The sequence below is a fragment of the Stutzerimonas sp. CXK-1 genome (genome assembly GCF_057738225.1).
In genome coordinates this window covers 1,576,240-1,597,947 of the sequence record NZ_CM173217.1, presented here as the reverse complement: position 1 = coordinate 1,597,947, position 21,708 = coordinate 1,576,240, and the positions used below count along the sequence as shown (strand labels likewise).

Annotated in this window: 22 protein-coding genes; 6 read left to right on the top strand and 16 right to left on the bottom strand. The window is 66.0% G+C overall.

Annotation, left to right across the window (positions count from 1 at the left end):
* Positions 1-87: 87 nt before the first annotated feature.
* The 13 genes from AC0KXH_RS07600 to AC0KXH_RS07540 all read right to left on the bottom strand — a co-directional run bounded on the left by AC0KXH_RS07600 (position 88) and on the right by AC0KXH_RS07540 (position 14,440).
* Positions 88-1,251, bottom strand: coding sequence for an ABC transporter ATP-binding protein (locus AC0KXH_RS07600; RefSeq protein ID WP_061340654.1), 1,164 nt, complete (start codon positions 1,249-1,251; stop codon positions 88-90).
* Between the two features lie 11 nt (positions 1,252-1,262).
* Positions 1,263-2,108, bottom strand: coding sequence for a carbohydrate ABC transporter permease (locus AC0KXH_RS07595; RefSeq protein WP_041105941.1), 846 nt, complete (start codon positions 2,106-2,108; stop codon positions 1,263-1,265).
* Positions 2,101-3,009 (bottom strand): carbohydrate ABC transporter permease, encoded by a 909-nt coding sequence (locus AC0KXH_RS07590; RefSeq protein WP_041105943.1) that lies wholly within the window; start codon positions 3,007-3,009, stop codon positions 2,101-2,103. Before AC0KXH_RS07590 ends, AC0KXH_RS07595 begins: the two co-directional genes overlap by 8 nt.
* Positions 3,010-3,131: 122 nt before the next feature.
* Positions 3,132-4,385, bottom strand: coding sequence for an ABC transporter substrate-binding protein (locus AC0KXH_RS07585; RefSeq protein ID WP_437270609.1), 1,254 nt, complete (start codon positions 4,383-4,385; stop codon positions 3,132-3,134).
* A gap of 135 nt (positions 4,386-4,520) precedes the next feature.
* Positions 4,521-5,915, bottom strand: a complete 1,395-nt coding sequence (locus AC0KXH_RS07580) for an ATP-binding protein (protein ID WP_269263593.1) — start codon at positions 5,913-5,915, stop codon at positions 4,521-4,523.
* A 74-nt stretch (positions 5,916-5,989) separates the two neighbouring features.
* Positions 5,990-6,730 carry a response regulator gene (locus AC0KXH_RS07575; RefSeq protein ID WP_488224429.1) on the bottom strand — a complete coding sequence of 247 codons (741 nt, stop codon included), beginning with the start codon at positions 6,728-6,730 and terminating at the stop codon, positions 5,990-5,992.
* An 89-nt stretch (positions 6,731-6,819) separates the two neighbouring features.
* Positions 6,820-7,797, bottom strand: a complete 978-nt coding sequence (locus AC0KXH_RS07570) for a glucokinase (RefSeq protein WP_395764658.1) — start codon at positions 7,795-7,797, stop codon at positions 6,820-6,822.
* On the bottom strand, positions 7,794-9,623 hold the full coding sequence (gene edd / locus AC0KXH_RS07565) for a phosphogluconate dehydratase (RefSeq protein ID WP_061338796.1): 1,830 nt from the start codon (positions 9,621-9,623) through the stop codon (positions 7,794-7,796). The genes AC0KXH_RS07570 and edd overlap by 4 nt, the downstream gene beginning before the upstream one ends.
* A gap of 382 nt (positions 9,624-10,005) precedes the next feature.
* Complete coding sequence (gene scpB / locus AC0KXH_RS07560) at positions 10,006-10,806, bottom strand: SMC-Scp complex subunit ScpB (protein ID WP_061340658.1); 801 nt, start codon at positions 10,804-10,806, stop codon at positions 10,006-10,008.
* Between the two features lie 20 nt (positions 10,807-10,826).
* On the bottom strand, positions 10,827-11,657 hold the full coding sequence (locus AC0KXH_RS07555) for a segregation and condensation protein A (RefSeq protein WP_041105955.1): 831 nt from the start codon (positions 11,655-11,657) through the stop codon (positions 10,827-10,829).
* 25 nt (positions 11,658-11,682) lie between these two features.
* Entirely contained in the window at positions 11,683-12,897 is a 1,215-nt protein-coding gene (locus tag AC0KXH_RS07550; protein ID WP_041105957.1) for a tryptophan--tRNA ligase, read from the bottom strand.
* A gap of 43 nt (positions 12,898-12,940) precedes the next feature.
* Positions 12,941-13,564, bottom strand: coding sequence for an L-threonylcarbamoyladenylate synthase (locus tag AC0KXH_RS07545; RefSeq protein WP_041105959.1), 624 nt, complete (start codon positions 13,562-13,564; stop codon positions 12,941-12,943).
* Positions 13,565-13,576: 12 nt separating this feature from the next.
* Positions 13,577-14,440 (bottom strand): PHP domain-containing protein, encoded by an 864-nt coding sequence (locus AC0KXH_RS07540; protein ID WP_043219559.1) that lies wholly within the window; start codon positions 14,438-14,440, stop codon positions 13,577-13,579.
* Between the two features lie 266 nt (positions 14,441-14,706).
* Here AC0KXH_RS07540 and AC0KXH_RS07535 point away from each other — a divergent pair, with 266 nt between their 5' ends.
* The 5 genes from AC0KXH_RS07535 to AC0KXH_RS07515 all read left to right on the top strand — a co-directional run bounded on the left by AC0KXH_RS07535 (position 14,707) and on the right by AC0KXH_RS07515 (position 18,091).
* Positions 14,707-15,006, top strand: coding sequence for a YciI family protein (locus tag AC0KXH_RS07535; RefSeq protein WP_041105963.1), 300 nt, complete (start codon positions 14,707-14,709; stop codon positions 15,004-15,006).
* A gap of 60 nt (positions 15,007-15,066) precedes the next feature.
* Positions 15,067-15,447: a hypothetical protein gene (locus tag AC0KXH_RS07530; protein ID WP_043219556.1), complete on the top strand. Its 381-nt coding sequence runs from the start codon at positions 15,067-15,069 to the stop codon at positions 15,445-15,447.
* A gap of 10 nt (positions 15,448-15,457) precedes the next feature.
* A complete protein-coding gene (locus tag AC0KXH_RS07525; protein WP_041105967.1) occupies positions 15,458-16,135 on the top strand; it encodes a response regulator transcription factor in 678 nt (225 codons plus the stop codon).
* Positions 16,136-16,261: 126 nt separating this feature from the next.
* Positions 16,262-16,672: a hypothetical protein gene (locus AC0KXH_RS07520; RefSeq protein WP_041105969.1), complete on the top strand. Its 411-nt coding sequence runs from the start codon at positions 16,262-16,264 to the stop codon at positions 16,670-16,672.
* Between the two features lie 84 nt (positions 16,673-16,756).
* Complete coding sequence (locus AC0KXH_RS07515) at positions 16,757-18,091, top strand: sensor histidine kinase (protein ID WP_043219551.1); 1,335 nt, start codon at positions 16,757-16,759, stop codon at positions 18,089-18,091.
* A gap of 3 nt (positions 18,092-18,094) precedes the next feature.
* Here the strand turns inward: AC0KXH_RS07515 and AC0KXH_RS07510 are convergent, their stop codons facing one another.
* Together AC0KXH_RS07510 and AC0KXH_RS07505 are read right to left on the bottom strand one after the other, a co-directional pair.
* Positions 18,095-18,664, bottom strand: a complete 570-nt coding sequence (locus tag AC0KXH_RS07510; protein ID WP_165563629.1) for an NAD(P)H nitroreductase — start codon at positions 18,662-18,664, stop codon at positions 18,095-18,097.
* An 80-nt stretch (positions 18,665-18,744) separates the two neighbouring features.
* Positions 18,745-19,116 (bottom strand): YkgJ family cysteine cluster protein, encoded by a 372-nt coding sequence (locus AC0KXH_RS07505; RefSeq protein WP_061340662.1) that lies wholly within the window; start codon positions 19,114-19,116, stop codon positions 18,745-18,747.
* Between the two features lie 185 nt (positions 19,117-19,301).
* On the opposite strand from AC0KXH_RS07505, the gene AC0KXH_RS07500 reads away from it, so the two are divergent.
* Positions 19,302-20,753: a TrkH family potassium uptake protein gene (locus tag AC0KXH_RS07500; RefSeq protein WP_043219545.1), complete on the top strand. Its 1,452-nt coding sequence runs from the start codon at positions 19,302-19,304 to the stop codon at positions 20,751-20,753.
* Here AC0KXH_RS07500 and AC0KXH_RS07495 read toward each other — a convergent pair.
* A complete protein-coding gene (locus tag AC0KXH_RS07495) occupies positions 20,747-21,691 on the bottom strand; it encodes a DUF808 domain-containing protein (protein WP_043219542.1) in 945 nt (314 codons plus the stop codon). The genes AC0KXH_RS07500 and AC0KXH_RS07495 overlap by 7 nt on opposite strands.
* Positions 21,692-21,708: the final 17 nt, after the last annotated feature.

The window sequence follows — 21,708 nt, the reverse complement described above, 5'->3', positions numbered from 1 at the left end:
TCGACGTTACTGCTACGACCCTCCGGCCGTGGCGGTTCTCCCGCCGTAGACCGGCTGGCCGCATTTTCTGCCAACCCGCACCCGCACTCAACGGCTCTTGAACAGCGCCACATTGTGCGGGCGGCCTGCAGCCTGTGCGCCCAACCGTTCGCCACTGTGCGCATCGAACAGCAGCACCTTGGCCGGATCGAACTGCAGCGTCAGGCATTGGCCGACCTGCGGCGCCGCGTCCGGCGCCATGCGGCAGCAGACCTTGGTTTCATTGAGCGTGACGAAGGCCAGCGTGTCGGGCCCGGTCGGCTCGATCACCTCGACCTCGGCACGTACGGCTGGCAGCGTCGCATCACCCTGGCCGACCAGAATCTGTTCGGGGCGCACGCCCAGGATCACCTCGCGGCCATCGAGTTCGGCCGCGTCGGCCACCATAAGCGGCAGTTCGCACGCCGTCTTGGCCGAAGCCCCGGCGGCACTCTCGAGCATCGCCAGCCATTGGCCGCCGTGGCACTGCAGGCGCAGCGGGATGAAGTTCATCGGCGGCGAACCGATGAAGCTGGCAACGAACAGGTTGGCCGGGTCGTTGTAGATCTGCTGCGGTGTACCGAACTGCTGGACGATGCCGTCCTTCATCACCGCCACCTTGTCACCGAGGGTCATCGCCTCGATCTGATCGTGGGTCACGTAAACCGTGGTGGTCTTCAGCCGCTGGTGCATGAGCTTGATTTCGGTGCGCATCTCCACACGCAACTTGGCATCGAGGTTCGACAGCGGCTCGTCGAACAGGTAGATCTTCGGCCGCCGCGCCAGCGCCCGGCCCATCGCCACCCGTTGCTGCTGGCCACCGGAGAGCTGCGAGGGCTTGCGCATGAGCAGGTGTTCGATCTGCAGCAGCTTGGCGACCCGCGCCACCTCCTCATCGATCCGCTCCTGCGGCACCTTGCGCATCTTCAGGCCGAAGGCGATGTTGTCGCGCACGTTCATCGTCGGGTACAGCGCGTAGGACTGGAACACCATGGCGATGTCCCGATCCTTCGGGCTCATGCCGCTGATGTCCTGCCCTTCGACGAGAATCTCGCCACCGCTGATGTCTTCCAGCCCGGCAATGCAGTTCATCAATGTGGATTTGCCGCAGCCGGACGGCCCGACCAGGATCAGGAACTCGCCGGAGTCGATCTTCAGGTCGATGTGTTTGAGCGTGTCCGGCAGACCGGCGGCGTAGCGCTTGTTGACGTTGCACAATTCGAGGGATGCCATGGTCCGTTTCCTCAACCTTTGACCGCGCCGGCCGTGAGGCCGCGCAGGAAGTACTTGCCGGCCAGCACATAGACGACCAGCGTGGGGAGGCCGGCGATCATCGCGGCGGCCATATCGACGTTGTATTGCTTGGCTCCGGTGCTGGTGTTGACCAGGTTGTTCAGCGCCACCGTGATCGGCTGGCTGTCACCGCTGGCGAACACCACACCGAACAGGAAGTCGTTCCAGATCTGAGTGAACTGCCAGATCAGGCAGACCATGATCGTCGGCACCGACATCGGCAGCAGGATGCGCCCGAAGATGGTGAAGAACCCCGCGCCATCCAGCCGCGCGGCACGTACCAGGGCATCGGGAATGCTCACGTAGAAGTTGCGGAAGAACAGCGTGGTGAAGGCCAGACCATAGACCACGTGAACCAGCACCAGCCCCGCGGTGGTGTTGGCCAGACCCAGCTTGCCGAGGGTGAATGACGCCGGCAGCAGGATCACCTGGAACGGCAGGAAGCAGCCGAACAGCAGCAGGCCGAAGAACAGCTGCGAGCCACGGAAGCGCCACATCGACAGCACGTAGCCGTTCAGCGCGCCCAACAGCGTGGAGATGACCACCGCCGGCACGGCAATCTTCACCGAGTTCCAGAAATAGCCGCCGACGCTGTCCCAGGCGCTGATCCAGCCGGCCAAGGTAAAGGCCTCCGGCAACGACAGCAGATTGCCGGCACGGATGTCGGCCGGGGTCTTGAAGCTGGTCAGCAGCATGACCACCAGCGGAACCAGATAGACCGCACAGGCCAACAGCAGGGTTGCATGGATCATCAGGCGGCTGGGGCTGAAGGGCTTGTGCCCGACGACACTAGTCATGGCGCTTGTTCCTCAGTTCCGAATACAGATAGGGCACGATGATGGCCAGCACGGCGCCAAGCATGAGCATTGCGCTCGCCGCCCCCAGGCCCATCTGGCCACGGGTGAAGGTGTGGGCGTACATGAACATCGCCGGCAGGTCGGAGGCGTAGCCGGGGCCGCCGGCCGTCATCGCCGCGACCAGGTCGAAGCTCTTGATGGCGATGTGGGCAAGGATCATCAGCGCGCTGAAGAACACCGGGCGCAGGCTCGGCAGCACGATGCGCAGATAGATGCTCGGCAGGCTGGCGCCGTCGACCTGCGCGGCGCGCACGATCGACTGGTCGACCCCGCGCAGCCCGGCGAGAAACAGCGCCATGACGAAACCGGAGGCTTGCCATACCGCGGCGATCACCAGGCAGTAGACGACCCGATCCGGGTCCACCAGCCAGTCGAAGCGAAAGCCTTCCCAGCCCCAGTCGCGCAGCAGCTTGTCCAGGCCCAGGCCCGGGTTGAGCAGCCATTTCCAGGCCGTCCCGGTGACGATCATCGACAGGGCCATGGGGTACAGGTAGACGGTGCGGATGAAGCCTTCGCGGCGGATACGCTGGTCGAGCAGCACAGCCAGCAGCACGCCGATCGCCAGGCTGATGGCGATGAACAGCCCGCCGAATACCAGCAGGTTCTTGCTGGCCACCCACCAGCGGTCGTTTTCCCACAGCCGCAGGTATTGCTCGAGCCCGACCCACTTGTAGCTCGGCATGAAGCGCGAGTTGGTGAACGACAAGACGAAGGTCCAGAAGATGTAGCCATAGAAGCCGACCAGCACGATCAGCATGCTCGGTGCGAGCACCAGCCTGGGCAGCCAGTTCTGCAGCGCATCGAGCGGCGAGGCCTTGGCGAAGACAGCGGTTGAGCTCATGGAAGCCGCTCCGGTGAAGTGAATGTCGTCCCGCTGGCTTTCTTTCGAGTGCAGGTCGCCGTGGCGCCTGGGGCACCGGGTGAAAGCCAGGGGGGATGGGGCCGCGCCAGGCGGCCCAGTGCTTACTGGACGGCCTGGATGGCGGCCGCCAGCTGCTGCACGGCCTTCGCCGGATCGGCGTCCGGATCGTTGAAGAAGTTGGTCACCACGTCGAACACCGCGCCCTGCACGTAGCTGGAAGCGGCCATGCCGTGCGCCAGGCTCGGCTGCAGGCCAGGCCCCTTCGCCGCCTCCTTGAAGTCGGCCATCGACTGTTGGGCGCAGCTGTCAAAGGCGCTCATGTCCTCGTCCAGACGCACCGGGATCGAACCCTTGTTCTGGTTGAAGAACTGCTGGAACTTCGAGCCGAGCACGGTTCGCGCAAGGTCCTGCTGGGCCTTGCGATCTTCTGCATCGTTCAGCTTGAACATCGCCAGCGAGTCGACGTTGAAGGCGAAGCTGCCCTGGGTTCCGGGGAACGGCAGGCACTGATAGTCCTTGCCGGCGACCTTGTTCGCCGCGGTCCACTCGCTCTTGGCCCAGTCGCCCATGATCTGCATGCCGGCCTTGCCGTTGATCACCATGACGGTGGCGGCGTTCCAGTCGCGCCCGGCGGCATCGGCATCGATATAGCCACGCAGCTTCTTCAGCGCCGCGAAGGCCTCGACCATCTTGTCGCCGGTGAGCGTCTGGCGGTCGAGTTCGACGAACGCCTTGTGGTAGTCCTGCGGGCCGAGGACGCTGAGCACGATGTCCTCGAACACGGTGCCGTCCTGCCAGGGCTGGCCGCCATGGGCGATGGGCACGAAGCCGGCCGTCTGGAGCTTGTCGGCGGCAGCGAAGAATTCGTCGAGCGTCTTCGGAGGCTTCGCACCGGCCTTGGCGAACACCTCGGGGTTGATCCACAGCCAGTTGACGCGATGTACGTTGACAGGCACGGCCACATAGGCGCCGTCGTACTTCATGATGCCGGCGATCTGCTTCGGCAGGATCTCGTCCCAGTTGTTTTCCCGGGCGACGTCGTCCAGTTCGGTGAGCAGGCCCAGTTCGCCCCACTCCTGGATATCCGGCCCCTTGATCTGGGCCGCGGCCGGCGGGTTGCCGGATACCGCGCGGGTCTTCAGCACGGTCATGGCCGCTTCGCCGCCACCGCCGGCGACGGCGAAATCCTTCCAGGTGTGGCCCTGGTCTTCGACCAGTTGCTTGAGGGTGTCGGCCGCGCGCTTCTCGCCGCCGGACGTCCACCAGTGAAGCACTTCGACTTCGCCGGCATGGGCAGCGAACGGCAGGAGGGATGCCAGGGAAACGGCAGCGGCAAGACGGGTGATCGCTTTCATTGCTTGGTCCTTTCTTGTTGTTATCCGAGGCAAGTCGATGCTTGCGTTGCCTGGATTCTAGGCACGCCCGCTGCGCGCTCGGGTAACGAAGGGGCGGGAGTTGGTCACAGGCTCGTTACATTCACGCAGGTCGGGTCACCGCGGCAGCGCCAAGGTCACCCGCAGGCCGCCCTCACGCAAATTCTGCAGGTTCACCTCGCCGCCGTGGGCATGCGCGATGTTGCGTGCGATGCCCAGCCCCAGACCGTAGCCCTGCTGCTGCGCCGCCAGCCTGAAGTGCGGCTCGAAGATCTTCTCCAGACGCTGCTCGGGTACGCCCGGCCCCTCATCATCGACATGCAGGGTGAACAGTCGCCCGTCGTCTTCGATACGCAGATGCGCGCGCTCGCCGTATTTGAGCGCGTTGTCCAGCAGGTTGCCGATACAGCGCTTGAGCGCCAGCGGTTTGCCGGGATAGGGCGCTACCGCCCTGCCCTCCAGGGTCACCCGGCCATTGCCGGCGGGTGCCAGATAGGGTTCGGTGACGGTATCGAGCAGCAGGTTGAGGTCGACCGGCTCGATGTTCTCGTGGATATCGGTGTCCTTGACGCATTGCAGCGCGCCCTTGACCAGCAGCTCGAGTTCATCCAGATCGCGGCCGAACTTGGCCTGCAGCGCCTCGTCCTCCAGCAGCTCCACACGCAGGCGCAGGCGGGTGATCGGCGTGCGCAGGTCGTGGGAGATGGCGCTGAACAGTTGGCTGCGCTCGTTCAAGTAGCGGCCGATGCGCTCTCGCATGCTGTTGAACGCGCGGCTCACCTCCACCACCTCGCTGCCGCCATGCTCGGGCAGCGGCTCCACTTCACTGCCCAGCGACATCTCCCGCGCCGCCCGTGCCAGGCGCTTGAGCGGGCGACTCTGCCAGTGCACCAAAAGACCGATGAACAACAGCAGAAAGCTGCTGGTCAGGACGATGAATCCGATCTGCTGCGCCGGCAACCCCTCCTGCTCCAGGCTGACGTAAGGCGCCGGCATCAGCGAGGCCAGGTACAGCCACTCGTTGTCGGCGATCTGGATCTGCGTCACCAGCACCGGTGGGTCCAGCGGTTCGAGACTCAGTGCGTAGTGCGCCCAGGAACGGGGCAGTTCGTCCAGGCTGATCTCGCCATTGAAGATTCGCAGGTCGTCGGGGCTGACGAACTGCACCGAGAGGTCGATCGCCTTGCCCAGGCGCTGGCGCAAGGCGCCTTCCACCGCCTGCAGCACGGCACGTTTGCGTGGCGTCTCGGGCAGCACCTGCATGTTCAGCGGGCGCTCGTTGAGCGAAACGAAGAAGCGCGTGCCACCCATGCTGCGTAACTGATCGAGCACCAGCGGGCGATAGCCCAGCGGCAGGGAGCGGAAGTAGCTGACGCTCGCGGCCATGGAATGCGCCAGGCTCCGGGCAGCGGTGAGCAGGCCCTCCATCTGGCTGGCCCGCAACTGCGATACCCAGATCACGCTCGACAGCGCCTGGGCCAACAGCACCACCAGCAGGGTCAGCAGCAACATCCGGCCGAGCAGCGAGCGCGGCACCGGCAGCCGCCAGCGCCGCCTGCTCGGCTCGGCGCTCGCCGGCTCCCCACTCACACGCGCTGCCCGTCGCCGCACGGCACCACCTGCGCCGCCAGCAGATAACCCGAGCCACGCACGGTACGGATCAGCCGGGGTGCCTTGCCGGTATCGCGTAGGCGCTGGCGCAAACGGCTGACCGCCATGTCGACGATGCGCTCGAGCGGCATCACTTCCCGGCCACGGGTCGCGTTGCCGATGGTGTCGCGATCGAGAATCTGCATGGGATGGTCGAGAAACAGCTTGAGCAGGGCGAAGTCGGCGCCGGAGAGAAATACCTCCTCGCCATCCAGGTGATGCAGCCGATGGCTGACCAGGTCGAGGCGCCAGTCATCGAAAGCCAGGACATCGCCGGCCGGCCGCTCCTGGGCGAACTGGGCGCGGCGCAGCAGCGCCTTGATCCGCGCCAGCAGCTCGCGCGGGCTGAACGGCTTGCCGAGGTAGTCGTCGGCGCCCAGCTCCAGGCCGATCACCCGGTCGGCCTCGTCGGAGCTTGCGGTCAGCATGATCACCGGCATCTGCGCCAGACGCTGATGTTCGCGCACCCAGCGGCAGAGGCTGAAGCCGTCTTCGTCGGGGAGCATCACATCGAGGATCACCAGGTCGGCGGGCTGCTCCTGAAGTGCCAGGCGAAAGCCGGCGCCATCGCCAACGGTACGCACCTGGAAACCGGCGCGGCTCAGGTAGGTTTGCAGCAGCTCGCGGATCTCCTGGTCGTCGTCGACCAGCAGAATGGATTTTCCGGGTTGGCTCACGTCCACACCTTCTTGTTATGAACAACACGCGTAGCTTAGCGCGCCGCCCCGGGCCGGCGAACCGCCACCACCCGTTGCTTGCGTCCCACTCAGGCGAGGCCAGCCTGGCGCCCCTCCATCGCCCGCTGCAGTGCTTCGCCGGCACCCAGCAACCCGGGATATTCGGCGCGCACCAGCCACACCGGGATGTCGTCGAAATAGCGGCTCATCAGGCCCTTGTCGCGCAGGCAGCGGGCAAAGCCGCTGGCCAGGAAGAAATCCGCGAAGCGCGGCACCATACCCCCGGCGATGTAGACCCCGCCTCGCGCGCCCAGCGTCAGCACGTTGTTGCCGGCGACGCGGCCGAGGAAGCAGCAGAACTGTTCGAGCACCTGTCGGGCATAGGGCTCGCCGGCCAGCGCGGCCTCGGTGACCTCGGCGGGCGAGGCCAGCACCGCTTCGCGCCCGTCGAGGGCGCAACTGGCGCGATAAAGCGTGAGCAGGCCGCTGCCGCTGAGAATGTTCTCCGCACTGACATGCCCCTGCTGGCGATGCAGGTGCTGCCAGAGTTCGGCCTCGCGCAAGCTGCCAATCGGCAGGTCGACATGCCCGCCCTCGCCCGGCAAGGCGCGCCAGAGACCGTCGCCGAGTGGCAGCAGGGTACCGACGCCGAGCCCGGTGCCTGGCCCGATCACCAGCCGGGGGCGCTCGGGATCGGCACTGCCGGGGCAGACCTCGGTCAGCTCCTCGGGACGTACCCGAGTCATGCCCAGTGCCATGGCATAGAAATCGTTGATCAGCAGCAGTTCGCTGAGGCCGAGCTCACGACAGAAATCCGGTCGGTTCAGCCGCCAGTGGTTGTTGGTAAAGCGGAACTCGTCGCCGCGCACCGGGCCGGCGCAGGCCAGGCAGACCGCGTCGACCTCAGCAAGCGTCTGGCCGAGATCCTTCAGATAGGCACGGATCGCCTGTTGCGGCGTGGCGAAATCCGCCGTTGCCAGCACCCGTACCGCTTCGAGCCGCTGCTCGCGCCACAGTGCGAACCGGGCATTGGTGCCGCCGATGTCGCCAACCAGACCGAGCTTCACTTCAGCGTCTCCAGGCTGGAGGTGAAGGCGCTGGCACCGCGCTCCGCGGTGCTGAAGGCACCGCGCATGAAGGCGAACAGCTCGCGACCGCAACCAATGCCCTTGTCCTCGGGCGCCGGCGCGGCCTCACGGACGGCCCACTCGGAGGCATCGAGCAGCACGTCGAGGGTGCCCTTCACCCCGTCGACGCGCACCAGATCGCCGTCGCGCACCTTGGCCAGTGGGCCACCGTCTATCGCCTCGGGGCACACGTGAATGGCGGCCGGCACCTTGCCGGAAGCCCCCGACATACGCCCGTCGGTCACCAGGGCGACCTTGAAGCCGCGGTCCTGCAGCACTCCGAGGAAAGGCGTGAGTTTGTGCAGTTCCGGCATGCCGTTGGCCCTTGGGCCCTGGAAACGCACCACCGCGACGAAATCGCGTTCCAGTTCGCCGGCCTTGAAGGCCGCCGCCAGCTCGGCCTGGTCCTGGAACACCCGCGCCGGCGCTTCGACGATCTGATGCTCAGGCGCCACGGCCGACACCTTTGTGACACCGCGGCCAAGATTGCCGACCATCACCCGCAGGCCACCCTCGGGCGAGAACGGTCGGTCCGCCGGCCTCAGAATGCTTTCATCCAGGCTCTGCGAGGTGCCCTCGCGCCAGGCCAGCCGGCCATCGTCGAGGTAGGGCTCGCGGGTATAGCGACGCAGGCCGTGTCCGGCCACGGTATTGACGTCCTCATGCAGGAGGCCGGCCTCAAGCAGCGTCCGCACGAGGAAACCCACCCCCCCTGCGGCATGGAAGTGGTTCACGTCGTCCTTGCCGTTGGGGTAGACCTTCGCCAGCGTCGGCACCACCTCGGAGAGGTCAGCCATGTCCTGCCAGGTGAGCTGGATACCGGCCGCCTGCGCAATGGCGGGCAAGTGCAACGTGTGGTTGGTGGAGCCGCCGGTGGCATTGAGCGCCACCACCGAGTTGATGATCGCCTTCTCGTCAATGATCTTGCACAGCGGCAGGAAGGAGCCGCTCTGCCGGGTCATGCGCGTAACCTGGCGTGCGGCCTCGCGGGTAAGCTCATCGCGCAGCGGTGTGTACGGATTGACGAACGAGGAACCCGGCAACTGCAAGCCCATGATTTCCACCACCATCTGGTTGGTGTTGGCCGTGCCGTAGAAGGTGCAGGTGCCTGGGCTGTGGTAGGACTTCATCTCCGAATCGAGCAGCTGCTCGCGGGTCGCCTTGCCCTCGGCGAACAGCTGGCGTACCTCGGCCTTCTCCTTGTTCGGGATGCCCGACGGCATAGGCCCGCCCGGCACGAATACGGTCGGCAGAAAGCCGAAACGCAAGGCACCGATCAGCAACCCCGGCACGATCTTGTCGCAGATGCCAAGGCACAACGCCGCATCGAACATGTTGTGCGACAGCGCGATCGCCGTGGCCATCGCGATCACTTCGCGGCTGGCCAGGCTCATTTCCATCCCGGCCTCGCCCTGGGTCACGCCGTCGCACATGGCCGGCACCCCGCCGGCGAATTGGCCGACCGAACCGATGTCACGCAGCGCCTGCTTGATGATCTCGGGAAAGTGCTCGTACGGCTGGTGCGCCGATAGCATGTCGTTGTAGGCCGACACGATCGCAACATTGGCCTCGTCCATCAGCCGCAGGCGCTGCTTGTCCGTCGTCGAGGCGCAGCCTGCGACCCCATGAGCGAAGTTGGCGCACTGCAAACGGCCTCGCTGCGGCCCTTCGCTGGCAGCCGCTCCCATCATCGCCAGGTAGCGTTCGCGGGTGGGACGGCTGCGTTCGACCAACCGTTCGGTTACCTCAAGCACACGAGGATGCATGTCACGACTCCGCATTTGTTATTAACTTTTAAAAAATTCTGCCAGCCATCTTGCGGCATTTCCACCTTTCGTTTGCATATTTTGTTGTTTAAAACAAGAAAAATGCCAGGGCGGCTTTTGAAGCACATCAGGCGTGGATTTTACCCGCATCGGTCGGGCAAGCGAGCTGGCCGCGCTCCGGATGCGCCGAGGCGTACCGCGTTTGCATTCGCCTGCCTCTTACCATAGGCCAGAGCGCCCAAGGCGGCGGCTTCACCCGACGACCCTGGCAGCATCCAAATACCGGGCGGCAGTGCCAGCGGCGAACGAGCGCGGCGATGCCATGGCGAATTCGACAGGGAAACGCGGCAGATATTCTGCCCGCGAATACATGAACGCAGCGTCAGCGGTGCTCGCCGCTCTCGCCAGAGCTGGCCGGAACGGCATCGCCGTCCGCGTCGTCTGCCGGTGGTTCCGCCGGCGCAAGGTCGTCGAAGTCGGTCTTCAGGCCCGTCTCCATGTTGTCCAGCTCAGCCAGCAGCGTGCGGAAACTGGTCTGCTCGCGCTCGCTCTGCGCTGGCGATTCGTCCGCAGCCTGGTCGGCTCTGGCCTGCAGCGAAGCCGGCACTGCGGCGTCGTCATCTTCGAGTACGGTGCGCGGCTCGGGCTCCATCTCACGGAGCACGGCCAGCGGAGGCAGCTCATCGAGATTCTTCAGGTTGAAGTGATCGAGAAATGCCTTGGTGGTGGCGAACATCGCCGGTCGCCCCGGCACGTCTCGATGACCAACCACGCGTACCCACTCGCGCTCGAGCAGGGTCTTGATGATCTGGCTGTTGACCGCAACCCCGCGAATGTCCTCGATCTCGCCGCGGGTGATCGGCTGGCGATAGGCGATCAACGCCAGGGTTTCCAGCAGCGCGCGCGAATAACGCTGCGGGCGCTCCTCCCAGAGGCGGCCGACCCAGGGCGCGAACCGTTCGCGCACCTGCAGACGGTAGCCACTGGCGACTTCCTTGAGTTCGAAGGCTCGCCCGCGACAGGATCTTTCCAGCACCTCGAGCGCCTTCTTCAACTGGGCCGATGAAGGCCGCTCGGCCTCCTCGAACAACTCGGCCAGCCGCTCCAGTGATAGCGGCTTGCCGGCGGCGAGCAGAAAGGCCTCGAGCAGCGAGGCAAGCTCCTTGGGTTCGCAAAGATCCAACGATCGGTTACCTCGGCTGGTCAGTCGCTGCGACTGCGGACATGGATGGGCGCAAAGGGCTCATTCTGCACCAGCTCGACGAGCGATTCCTTGATGAGCTCGAGCACGGCCATGAAGGTCACCACCACACCGAGCCTTCCCTCCTCCACGGCGAACAGCTCGACGAAAGGGACGAAGCCGCCACCTTTCAGGCGCTCGAGCACCTGGCTCATGCGCTCGCGCGTCGACAGCGCCTCACGGGTCACCTGGTGGCTCTCGAACATATCGGCGCGGCGCAGCACTTCGGCCATCGAAACCAGCAACTCCTCCAGGCTCACCTGTGGCAGCAGCTTGCGCGCCCTCGCCTCGGGTGCGTCCAGCCGCGGAACGTGGAATTCGCGACCGAGACGCGGCAAGTCGTCGAGCCCTTCGGCCGCCGCCTTGAAGCGCTCGTATTCCTGCAGCCGGCGGATGAGTTCGGCGCGCGGGTCCTCCTCCTCGTCCGGTGCCTCGCTGGACCGCGGCAACAGCATGCGCGACTTGATCTCGGCCAGCATTGCCGCCATCACCAGGTACTCGGCGGCCAGCTCCAGGCGTACCGACTTCATCAGTTCGACATAGCCCATGTACTGTCGGGTGATCTCGGCGACGGGGATGTCGAGTACGTCGATGTTCTGCTTGCGGATGAGATAGAGCAGCAGGTCGAGCGGCCCTTCGAAAGCCTCGAGAAAGACCTCCAGCGCATCCGGCGGGATGTAGAGATCCTGCGGCAGCTCGGTAACGGCCTCGCCGTAGACCAGCGCCAGCCGCAGCTGTTCGCCGGGCGCGGCGTTCTCGGCCTCCTGCCGGTCGGTAGCGATCGTCTGCTGCATGCGGTCTCCCAGGCGCTCGCCCGACTCAGCGGTGGTTCAGGCCCATGGCCTGGCGAACCTCGACCAGCGTGTCGCGTGCTTCGTCACGCGCGCGCTCGGCGCCCTCGGCAAGAATGCTGCGCACCAGGTCGGGACTCTGTTCGTAATCCAGCGCCCGCTCGCGGAGCGGTGCCAGCTCGGAGGCGATCGCATCGATCAGCGGCGCCTTGCATTCCAGGCAGCCAATGCCCGCACTGCGGCAGCCCTGCTCGGCCCATTGGCAGACATCGCTGGACGAATGGGTCAGGTGCATCGGCCATACCGGGCAGCGCGTCGGCTCACCGGCATCCTCGCGATGAACGCGCGCCGGATCGGTCGGCATGCGCCGGATCTTTTCGTCGATCTGCTGCGGCGTATCGCGCAGAAAGATGGCGTTGCTGCCGGAGTTCGACATCTTGGCGCCATCCAGGCCGGTGAATCGCGGCGTGTCGCTGAGCACCGCCCGCGGCTCGGGCAGGATCAGCTTGCCGCCGCCCTCGAGAAAGCCATACAGGCGCTCGCGGTCGCCGATGGTGATGGTCTGCTGCTCCTTGACCAGCGCTTGCGCGGTATTCAGGGCCTCGACGTCACCCTGCTCCTGGTAGCTCTTGCGCAGGCTGAGATACAGGCGCGACGCCTTCTTGCCGAGGCGACGGATTGCCGCCTCGGCCTTGAGCTCGAAATCCTCTTCCCGGCCGTAGAGATGGTTGAAGCGCCGGGCGATGTCACGCGCGAACTCGACGTGCGGCAACTGGTCAGCGCCAACCGGGACCAGCCCTGCACGGTAGAGCAGGATGTCCGCCGCCTGCAGCAGCGGGTAACCCAGAAAGCCATAGGTGTCGAGTTCACGACCCTGCAGGCGCTGCTGCAGTTCGCGATAGGACGGCACGCGCTCGAGCCAGCCAAGCGGGCAGATCATCGACAGCAGCAGATGCAGCTCGGCATGCTCGGGTACGTGCGACTGCACGAACAGCGTGGCGGAACTGGGGCTGACACCGGCAGCCAGCCAGTCGATCGCCATCTCCTGCAGGTAGCGGTTGATGTCCGCGCTGCTCTCGTAATGCGTGGTCAGGGCGTGCCAGTCGACGAGGCAGAAAAAGCAGTCGTATTCGTGTTGCAGCCGCGTCCAGTCCTTCAACACTCCATGGTAGTGGCCCAGGTGCAGCGGGCCGGTCGGCCGCATGCCCGAAACCAGGCGCCGCTGAAAATCGATCGAACTCAAAATGCTGTCCTTGTCGCTAAACGAACTGCCTGCAAGTGGAATGTCACAGCATGAACGGAGCCGGATCGCCGGCACCGACGCGCAGCACCTCCGGCTGATCGTCCACCAGACTGATGACAGTCGAGGCTTCGAGACCACCGTAACCGCCATCGATGATCAGATCCACCTGGTGCTCGAGCACGTCGCGCATCTCGTAGGGATCGCTCATCGGCAGCGTCTCGCCGGGCAGGATCAGGCTCACGCTCATCAGCGGCTCACCCAGTTCGGCCAGCAGCGCCTGCGCAATCGGCTTGTCCGGCACGCGCAGGCCGATGGTGCGCCGCTTGGGATGCAGCAGCATGCGCGGCACCTCACGGGTGGCCGGCAGGATGATGGTGTAGAGCCCGGGAAGGTTGGCCTTCAACAGACGAAAGGCGGCCGTATCGACCTTGGCGAAGACCCCGAGCTGGGACAGATCGCGGCAGGCCAGGGTGAAGTTGTGCTTGTCGTCCAGCTGACGAATCCGGCGAATGCGCTCGATGCCCGCCTTGTTGCCGATGGCGCAACCGATGGCATAGCTGGCATCGGTCGGATACACCACTACGCCGCCGTTGCGGATGATTTCCACCGCCTGCTTGATCAGCCGCGGCTGCGGATTGTCGGGGTGAATCTGAAAGAACTGACTCATTGCTACTCCCTGTCAGCCGGCCGCCGAAAGCCGGCTGTGGCCAAAATGCCGCCACAACGGCGATAGATCATCCGGCAGCGCGCGATACAGCCCCAGCTCCGACCATTGCCCCGGCCCGTGAAAGTCACTACCGGCCGTTGCCATCAGGCCGAACTCGCGCGCCAGTATCGCCAGGCTGCCAACCTGCTCGGCCGGCTGCATGCCGTTCGATACCTCCAGCGCGTGGCCACCGGCCTCGGCGAAGGCGATGACCAGCCGCCGCCGCTTGCTGCGGGTGAATTCGTACTGCCAGGGATGCGCGAGGCTCACCCAGGCACCGGAGTCGAGCAGGGTGGAGACCGTCTGCTCCAGCGCCGGCCAGTGCTGTTTGACGTCGCCAAGCTTGCCCGCCCCGAGCCATTTGTGGAACGCCTCGCCACGGTCACGCACATGCCCGGCACGCACCAGGGCCTCGGCAAAATGCGGGCGGGCAGGCGCGTTGCCGCTGTCGCCCAGCTCCTGCTGGATTGCGCGAGCGGCTTCGAGCATGCCGGCCATCCCCTTGTTCTCCAGGCGCTGCGCGATCAGGCGCGCCCGCTGCCAGCGCCCCTCGTGCAATGCCGCGACGGCCTGTTGCAGCGCCGGTGCCTGTGGCTCGAAGCCATAGCCGAGCACATGAATGGTAGCCCCGTTCCAGAGGCAGGACAGCTCGATGCCCGTGACCAGCGAGAGCCCCAGGCCATCGGCTGCCTGGCGCGCTTCGGCCAGGCCGTCGAGCGTGTCGTGATCAGTCAACGCCAGCAGACGCACACCTTGCGCCTGGGCACGGGCGACGACCGCGGCTGGCGCCAGCGTGCCATCGGATGCCGTGCTATGGCAGTGCAGATCGACGGTCATCAAAGCAGAACTCTCCAGAGGGCCGGGCGCCCGGCGCCACAACAGGTAAACAGGCGCCGAGTTTAACGCCGGGCGCTACGGCTGTCCGATCCGGTTGCGGGCGGACGCCTTGCAGGTTCGACCAGTGGTGCGCACAGAGGTGCGACCATGGCGCCAGAGGCGCTTCGCCGCGGCAACTTTTCCGCGCCGGTCGGTTTGCTATTATCGCCGCCTCTCACCTCTCGCGCCTGCCCGCCGTGGCCGGACGCCGAACCCAAGGAGTCACCATGCTGTATGCCATCATCGCTACCGACGCCCCCGGCTCGTTGAAGGACCGCCTTGCCGCCCGCCCCGCCCACCTTGCCCGCCTCGAGCAGCTCAAGGAGCAGGGGCGCCTGGTGCTGGCCGGCCCACACCCGGCCGTCGACAGCAACGACCCCGGCGAAGCGGGCTTCAGCGGCAGCCTGGTGGTCGCCGAGTTCGACTCCCTGGAGGCGGCACGCGAGTGGGCCGAGGCCGATCCGTACAAGGCCGCCGGGGTATACAGCGACGTGCTCGTCAAGCCCTTCAAGAAAGTGCTGCCCTGAGCCGATAGCGGACCAAGCCGGCGCATCACCTCGATGCGCCCACCCCGGAAAGGAGTCCCGATGCGCCCCGCTCCGCTACTGATCTCGTTGGCCCTGGCGTCTGCGCCTGCCCTGTCCTTTGCGCAAGAGGCTGTAGAAGCGCCGGTCCCCGCGCCTGAAACAGCCGAAGCGAGCGCTCCGCAGGCGCCCCCCGCAGCCGTGGTGCCCCAGGTACTCGATTTCGACATCGAGGCGACCCGGGCTTCCCTCGCGCGCCTGCGCCAGGAGAACCAGCGCCTGAAACTGCAGCTGCAGGCCTCGCAACAGGCGCCGGCCGCACCCGCGCCGCTGCTGGGCGACGATCAACAGTGGTTCGTGACCGGCGCGGCGGTCGGTGTGATCAGCTTCATCCTCGGATTGCTGCTCACCCGTGGCCGCCGGCGACGCGAATGGCTGAACTGACCCGACGACCATGACCGAACTTCTGCTGATCGACGACGACGAGGAACTGTGCGAACTGCTCGGCAGCTGGCTGACCCAGGAAGGCTTCGCGACCCATGCCTGCCATGACGGCCAGAGCGCACGCAAGGCGCTGGCCGAGCGCCAGCCCGCGGCGGTCGTGCTCGATGTGATGCTGCCCGACGGCAGCGGCCTCGAACTGCTCAAGCAGTTGCGCAGCGACCACCCGAACCTGCCCGTGCTGATGCTTTCGGGCCGCGGCGAGCCGCTGGATCGCATTCTTGGCCTCGAACTCGGCGCAGACGACTACCTCGCCAAGCCGTGCGACCCCCGCGAGCTGACCGCCCGGCTACGTGCGGTGCTGCGCCGCAGCCAGGCACCGGCTGCGCCGACGCAGCTGGAGCTTGGCGATCTCTGCTACAGCCCGGCGCGCGGTGTTGCCAGCATCGACGACCAGGACATCAGCCTTACCTTGTCCGAAGGCCGGATTCTCGAAGCGCTGCTTGCGCAACCCGGTGAACCGCTCGACAAGCAGGCCCTCGCGCAGCTGGCCCTGGGCCGCAAGCTCACGCTTTACGACCGCAGCCTGGACATGCACGTCAGCAACCTGCGACGCAAGCTCGGGCCACACGCCGATGGCCGGCCCCGGATCGTCGCGCTGCGTAGCCGTGGCTACCTGTACGCGCCCTGAGGTCTTTACCCAGGCTTTACCGAGCGCTGACTGCAGCTGACCTTGCGCCCCCTAGACTGGGCTCCATCCGGTGCAGACGCCCGACTACGGCACGCGGCACCGGCCCCCAGAAAGGAGAATGACATCATGCGCAAATCCCTGACCGCCCTACTGCTCGTCGCCGCCCTGCCCACCCTTGCCTTTGCCATGCCTGATGCCGGCCACGGCGAGCGCCAGGGCAAGCGCGCCGGTCACCTGTTCGAGCAACTCGATCTCAGCCGCGACCAGCAGCGCGAAATCCGCCAGCTGATGGGCCAGCAGATGAAGGCTCGCCACGAGATCACCCAGCGCTATCTCGACAAGCTCCCGGCCGCCGAGCGCAAGGCCATGCAGGACGAGTTGGCCAGCAGCCAGGACAAGACCCGTCAGCAGATCCAGGCCCTGCTCAAGCCGGAACAGCAGAAGCAGTTCGACGACATGCAGCGGAAAATGGAAGCAAAACGTGCCGAGCGCGAGGCGTTTCTCAAGTGGAAGGCCGAACAAGGCGCGAAAAGCTGATCGATCCATCATTCTGACCGCCCGTCGTCGAGCAGCCGCCTGAGGTGGCTGCGTCGGCGGCGGGCTTTGCCGTGGAGGCCGACCGTGCGTTCCCTGTTCTGGCGAATCTTCGCTACCTTCTGGCTGGCTATCGCGCTGGTCGCCGGCCTGGCCCTGCTGCTGGGCCATGCATTGAATCAGGACGCCTGGATCCTCAGCCGGCACCCCGGGGTGAACCGACTGGCCCCGACCTGGACAGCGGTCTACGAGATGCACGGCCCCACGGCCGCGCAGCTGTATCTCGAGGAGCACCGTCGACGCTTCGGCGTCGACGTTCAGGTGCTGGCCGAGAACGGCCAGCCGGTGATCCGCGGCACCTTTCCGGCACGCGCGGCGATCTTCGAGGCACGCCAGAGCCGTCGCGACCAGAGTCTGCCCTGGCGCCGCCTGACCGACGACTACACCAGCCCGGCCACGGGCGCGACCTACCTGTTCATCTATCGCATTCCCTATACCGAATTGCAGGCCTGGCACCGCGGCAGCCTGCTCTGGCCGGTCAGCGCGCTGGTGATCGCACTGGTGGTGCTCGCAGGCTTCAGCCTGCTGCTGACGCTGTCGATCACCCGTCCACTCGACCGATTGCGCGGCGCCGTCCACGACCTGGGCCAGACGACCTACCAGCAGAACTCACTGGCGCGGCTCTCGCGTCGCCGCGATGAGCTGGGCACGCTGGCGCGCGACTTCAACCGCATGGGCGCACGCCTGCAGAGCCTGATCAGCAGCCAACGCCAGTTGCTGCGCGACGTGTCGCATGAGCTGCGCTCGCCACTGGCCCGCCTGCGCATCGCGCTGGGACTGGCCGAACGCGCCACCCCCGAGGAACGCGAAGTGTTGTGGCCGCGCCTGCGGCGCGAATGCGACCGTCTGGAGGCGTTGATCCAGGAGATTCTCGAGCTGGCCAGGCTGGACGCCGACCCCGGCGATCGCGTCGCGATTGCGCTCGAGCAGCTCTTCGAGCAGCTCAGGGAAAACGCCCGTCTGGTTGCACCAGGGCAGCGCATCGACAGCCGGATCGAGCCGGGCATCGCCCTGCGAGGCTGGCCGGACATGCTCGAACGCGCCCTGGACAACCTGTTGCGCAACGCCCTGCGGTTCAACCCGGAGGGCGAACCGATCGAGATCAGCGCGAAAACCATGGGCGACAACCTCGAACTGACCATCCGCGATCATGGTCCCGGCGTCGACGAGGATCACCTGCCGCAGCTCAGCGAACCCTTCTTCCGCGCTCCCGGACAGACCGCCGCCGGCCACGGCCTGGGCCTGGCCATCGCCCGTCGCGCGGCCGAACGGCATGGTGGCAAGCTGCTGCTGAGCAATCATCCGCAGGGCGGTTTCGTCGCCACACTGCAGCTGCCGCTCAGCGCGGCGACAAGCGCATGAGGGTCAGCTCGACGCGCCTGGCCACGGCGAAACGAAATCGACCGGATCGAGCTCCGGCGCGGTGCGCACGCGGCCTTCTGGCGAACCCAGGTAGATAAAGCCCAGTAGACGCTCGTCGCCGCCGAGGCCGAGCCGGCTGGCCACCTGCGCATCGAAGGCCAGCTCGCCGCTGCGCCAGATTCCGCCGAAGCCCAATGCCTGCGCTGCCAGCAGCAGGCCATGTGCGGCACAGCCGGCAGCCAGCAGTTGCTCGCTGTGTGGCACCTTTGGGTGCTCCTGCAATCGTGCGATCACCGCCACCAGCAAAGGCGCCCGCAGCGGCATGCGGCGCGCCTTTTCCAGAGCCTCGTCGGAGGCCTGTGCATCGCGCTGGCGTACTGCCTCGGCGAACACCTCTCCGAGCCGCTCACGGCCCTCGCCCGCGATGGTAAGAAAACGCCAGGGCCGCAGCTGTCCGTGGTCCGGGGCACGCAGGGCGGCACGGAACATCAGTTCGAGTTGCTCGGCATCGGGAGCCGGCTCGCACAGGCGCGCCACCGAAACACGTTTGAGCAGCAGGTCGAGCGCTTCCATCTCTAACTCCTCGGTACGTTGGCCGACATTCTAGTGGTGCCGGCGGCAACAGGTACAACCGCAAGGAGTCGGGCAAGGCCTCAGGCGACGCGATCCGGTGACAGATGAGGCTGCAGCGGCGGCACCAGCGGCGGCAGGCCATGCGCCGCGCGTGCCGCATCGCAGCGCTCGTTCGGCTCGCCGTTCTCCCACGCTGCCTGGAACTCGCGGCAGGGCGACGAGCGCTGCTCGTAGACCGTGCAGCGCACGCCACAGCCCACCTCGCCGAGCAGGCTGATACAACGGGCCGGCTTGCTCTCGGTGCCACGCATGGCCACGTGGAAGGGGCTGATCTGTACCGTCAGATCGTCCGGCACGGTACCGCCGGAAGAGGCGCATTCGCCCCAGAAGAAAGACACACGAAAGTGCGCGCAGCAGGCGCCGCACGTAAGGCAGGGATTGTTCGCGGACATGGAAGTGACTACGAGGAAACCGGAAAGGGCCGGCGCCCGAGCGCGCTATTCTAGCCATCGGCAAGCACTTGGGAAGGCCCCGCCGCTGAAGAAAATTCTCCCGCCGACAGGAAGCGCCGACCGGTTTACTGGCGCAGCCGCGCAGGTAGAATGTGCGGCCTCGTTTATCCAAGCCGAGCCCCTCAATGGCATTGCCGACGCTGCGCACTATCGGATTCATCCTCGGCATTTTCCTCGTCACCCTCGCGGCCAGCATGAGCGTTCCCATGGGCGCGCTGCTGGTGTTCGATCGCACCGAGGAGCTGGACGCCTTTCTCTGGGCCAGTCTGATCACCTTTGGCTGCGGTTTTGCGCTCATCGCGCCGGGCAAGCCGGACAACGCCAAGCTGCGCCCGCGCGACATGTACTTCCTGACCACCATGAGCTGGCTGGTGGTCTGCTGTTTCGCGGCGCTGCCGATGATGCTGCTGCAGCACATCAGCTATACCGACGCCTTCTTCGAGACCATGTCGGGCATCACCACCACCGGCTCCACCGTGCTGTCCGGGCTCGACAGCGCATCGCCCGGCCTGTTGATGTGGCGCTCGATCCTGCACTGGCTCGGCGGTATCGGCTTCATTGGCATGGCGGTGGCGATCCTGCCGTTGCTGCGCGTCGGTGGCATGCGCCTGTTCCAGACCGAATCCTCAGACTGGTCGGAAAAGGTCGTGCCGCGCTCGCATGTCGCCGGCCGCTACCTGATCGCCATCTATGTGAGCTTCACCGCTGCGGCTTTCATCGGCTTCCGCCTGGCCGGCATGAGCAACTTCGATGCGATCAACCATGCCATGTCGACGGTTTCCACCGGGGGGTTTTCCACCTCGGATGCCTCGATGGCAAAGTTCAGCGCCGCCTCGCACTGGGTCGCGGTGGTCTTCATGATCCTCTGCAGCCTGCCGTTCACACTGTATGTGGCAATGCTGCGCGGCCACCGCACCGCGTTGTTGCGCGACGAGCAGGTTCAGGGGTTTCTGGTGATCGTGACCGGGGCCAGCCTGCTGCTCACCGCCTGGTACTGGGTCAATCATGACGAGTCGCTGATCGACGCCCTGCGCATGGTGACCTTCAACGTGGTTTCGGTGGTCACTACCACCGGCTTCGCAGTCGGCGACTACAGCCTCTGGGGCGGCTTCGCGATGATGGCGTTCTTCTACCTGACCTTTCTTGGCGGCTGCTCGGGCTCGACGACCGGCGGGCTGAAGATCTTCCGCTTCCAGGTCGCCTATGTGCTGCTGCGCGCCAACCTGCGCCAGCTGATCCATCCGCGCGCGGTGATCTCGCAGCAATACAACGGCCACAATCTGGACGAGGAAATCGTCCGCTCGATTCTGACCTTCTCGTTCTTCATCACCATGACCATCGGCCTGCTCGCCCTGGCGCTGGCGTTCCTCGGGCTGGACCTGGTCACTGCGCTGACTGGCGCCGCCACGGCGGTATGCAACGTGGGCCCCGGGCTGGGCAACATCATCGGCCCTGCCGGCAACTTCTCCACGCTGCCCGACGCGGCCAAGTGGCTGCTCGCGGCCGGCATGCTCCTTGGCCGGCTAGAGATCATCACCGTGCTGGTGCTGCTCACGCCGGCGTTCTGGCGTCACTGACGAGGGGCTTCGCCGGCCTCCTGCCCGCGGCGGAACAGGCGCCCGCCGAGACTGACCAGCGCGAGCAGCAGCGCTCCGGCGAGGACACCGAACAATGCGTTCAGCAGCGTCGGCAGCAGACCGCCGAGAACGCTCCCGACATAGGGAATGGCCAGACTCTGCTCGGCGCTGTTTTCGATCCAGTGATGCACGGCGCCGATGCCGTGGCTGAGAATGCCGCCGCCAACCATGAACATCGCCGCGGTGCCGACGACCGACAGCGTTTTCATCAGCCAGGGCGCCAGCGCCAGAATGCCGCGCCCGATGCCCTGCAGCGCTGCGCTGCCGGCCTTGCTCAGGGCCAGGCCAAGGTCATCCAGCTTGACGATGCCGGCGACCAGGCCGTAGACGCCGAGCGTCATGATGATCGCGATTCCCACCAGCACGACCACCTGCTGCGACAGCGGTGCATCGGCCACGGTGCCGAGGGTGATGGCGATGATTTCCGCGGAAAGGATGAAGTCGGTGCGCACCGCGCCGCTGATCTTGCGCTTTTCGAAGGCGACCATGTCCACCGCCGGGTCGCACAGCGCCTCCCTCGCGCGGTTGCGCGCCTCGCCGTCATCGTGCAGGAAGCGGTGCGCGAGTTTCTCGAAGCCTTCGTAGCAGAGAAAGGCACCGCCAAGCATCAGTAGCGGCGTGATCAGCCAGGGCGCCAACGCGCTGATGACCAGCGCCGCCGGCACCAGGATCGCCTTGTTGCGCAGCGACCCCTTGCACACCGCCCAGACCACCGGCAGCTCGCGGTCGGCGCGAACGCCGGTGACCTGCTGGGCGTTGAGGGCCAGGTCGTCGCCCAGCACGCCAGAGGTTTTCTTGGCGGCGACCTTGGTCATCACCGAGACGTCGTCGAGAATCGAAGCGATATCGTCGAGTAGAGCGAGCAGACTGGAAGCCAATTGATCACCACGTCGAA

Coding starts and splice junctions, on each gene's coding strand:
- AC0KXH_RS07520 (WP_041105969.1), top strand. CDS start 16,262: ATGCGCAAATCCCTGACCGCCCTACTGCTCGTCGCCGCCCTGCCCACC.
- AC0KXH_RS07590 (WP_041105943.1), bottom strand. CDS start 3,009: ATGAGCTCAACCGCTGTCTTCGCCAAGGCCTCGCCGCTCGATGCGCTG.
- AC0KXH_RS07530 (WP_043219556.1), top strand. CDS start 15,067: ATGCGCCCCGCTCCGCTACTGATCTCGTTGGCCCTGGCGTCTGCGCCT.
- AC0KXH_RS07500 (WP_043219545.1), top strand. CDS start 19,302: ATGGCATTGCCGACGCTGCGCACTATCGGATTCATCCTCGGCATTTTC.
- AC0KXH_RS07525 (WP_041105967.1), top strand. CDS start 15,458: ATGACCGAACTTCTGCTGATCGACGACGACGAGGAACTGTGCGAACTG.
- AC0KXH_RS07600 (WP_061340654.1), bottom strand. CDS start 1,251: ATGGCATCCCTCGAATTGTGCAACGTCAACAAGCGCTACGCCGCCGGT.
- AC0KXH_RS07555 (WP_041105955.1), bottom strand. CDS start 11,657: ATGCAGCAGACGATCGCTACCGACCGGCAGGAGGCCGAGAACGCCGCG.
- AC0KXH_RS07540 (WP_043219559.1), bottom strand. CDS start 14,440: ATGACCGTCGATCTGCACTGCCATAGCACGGCATCCGATGGCACGCTG.
- AC0KXH_RS07580 (WP_269263593.1), bottom strand. CDS start 5,915: ATGTTGCTGCTGACCCTGCTGGTGGTGCTGTTGGCCCAGGCGCTGTCG.
- AC0KXH_RS07595 (WP_041105941.1), bottom strand. CDS start 2,108: ATGACTAGTGTCGTCGGGCACAAGCCCTTCAGCCCCAGCCGCCTGATG.
- AC0KXH_RS07505 (WP_061340662.1), bottom strand. CDS start 19,116: ATGTCCGCGAACAATCCCTGCCTTACGTGCGGCGCCTGCTGCGCGCAC.
- edd (WP_061338796.1), bottom strand. CDS start 9,623: ATGCATCCTCGTGTGCTTGAGGTAACCGAACGGTTGGTCGAACGCAGC.
- AC0KXH_RS07545 (WP_041105959.1), bottom strand. CDS start 13,564: ATGAGTCAGTTCTTTCAGATTCACCCCGACAATCCGCAGCCGCGGCTG.
- AC0KXH_RS07510 (WP_165563629.1), bottom strand. CDS start 18,664: ATGGAAGCGCTCGACCTGCTGCTCAAACGTGTTTCGGTGGCGCGCCTG.
- AC0KXH_RS07585 (WP_437270609.1), bottom strand. CDS start 4,385: ATGAAAGCGATCACCCGTCTTGCCGCTGCCGTTTCCCTGGCATCCCTC.
- AC0KXH_RS07535 (WP_041105963.1), top strand. CDS start 14,707: ATGCTGTATGCCATCATCGCTACCGACGCCCCCGGCTCGTTGAAGGAC.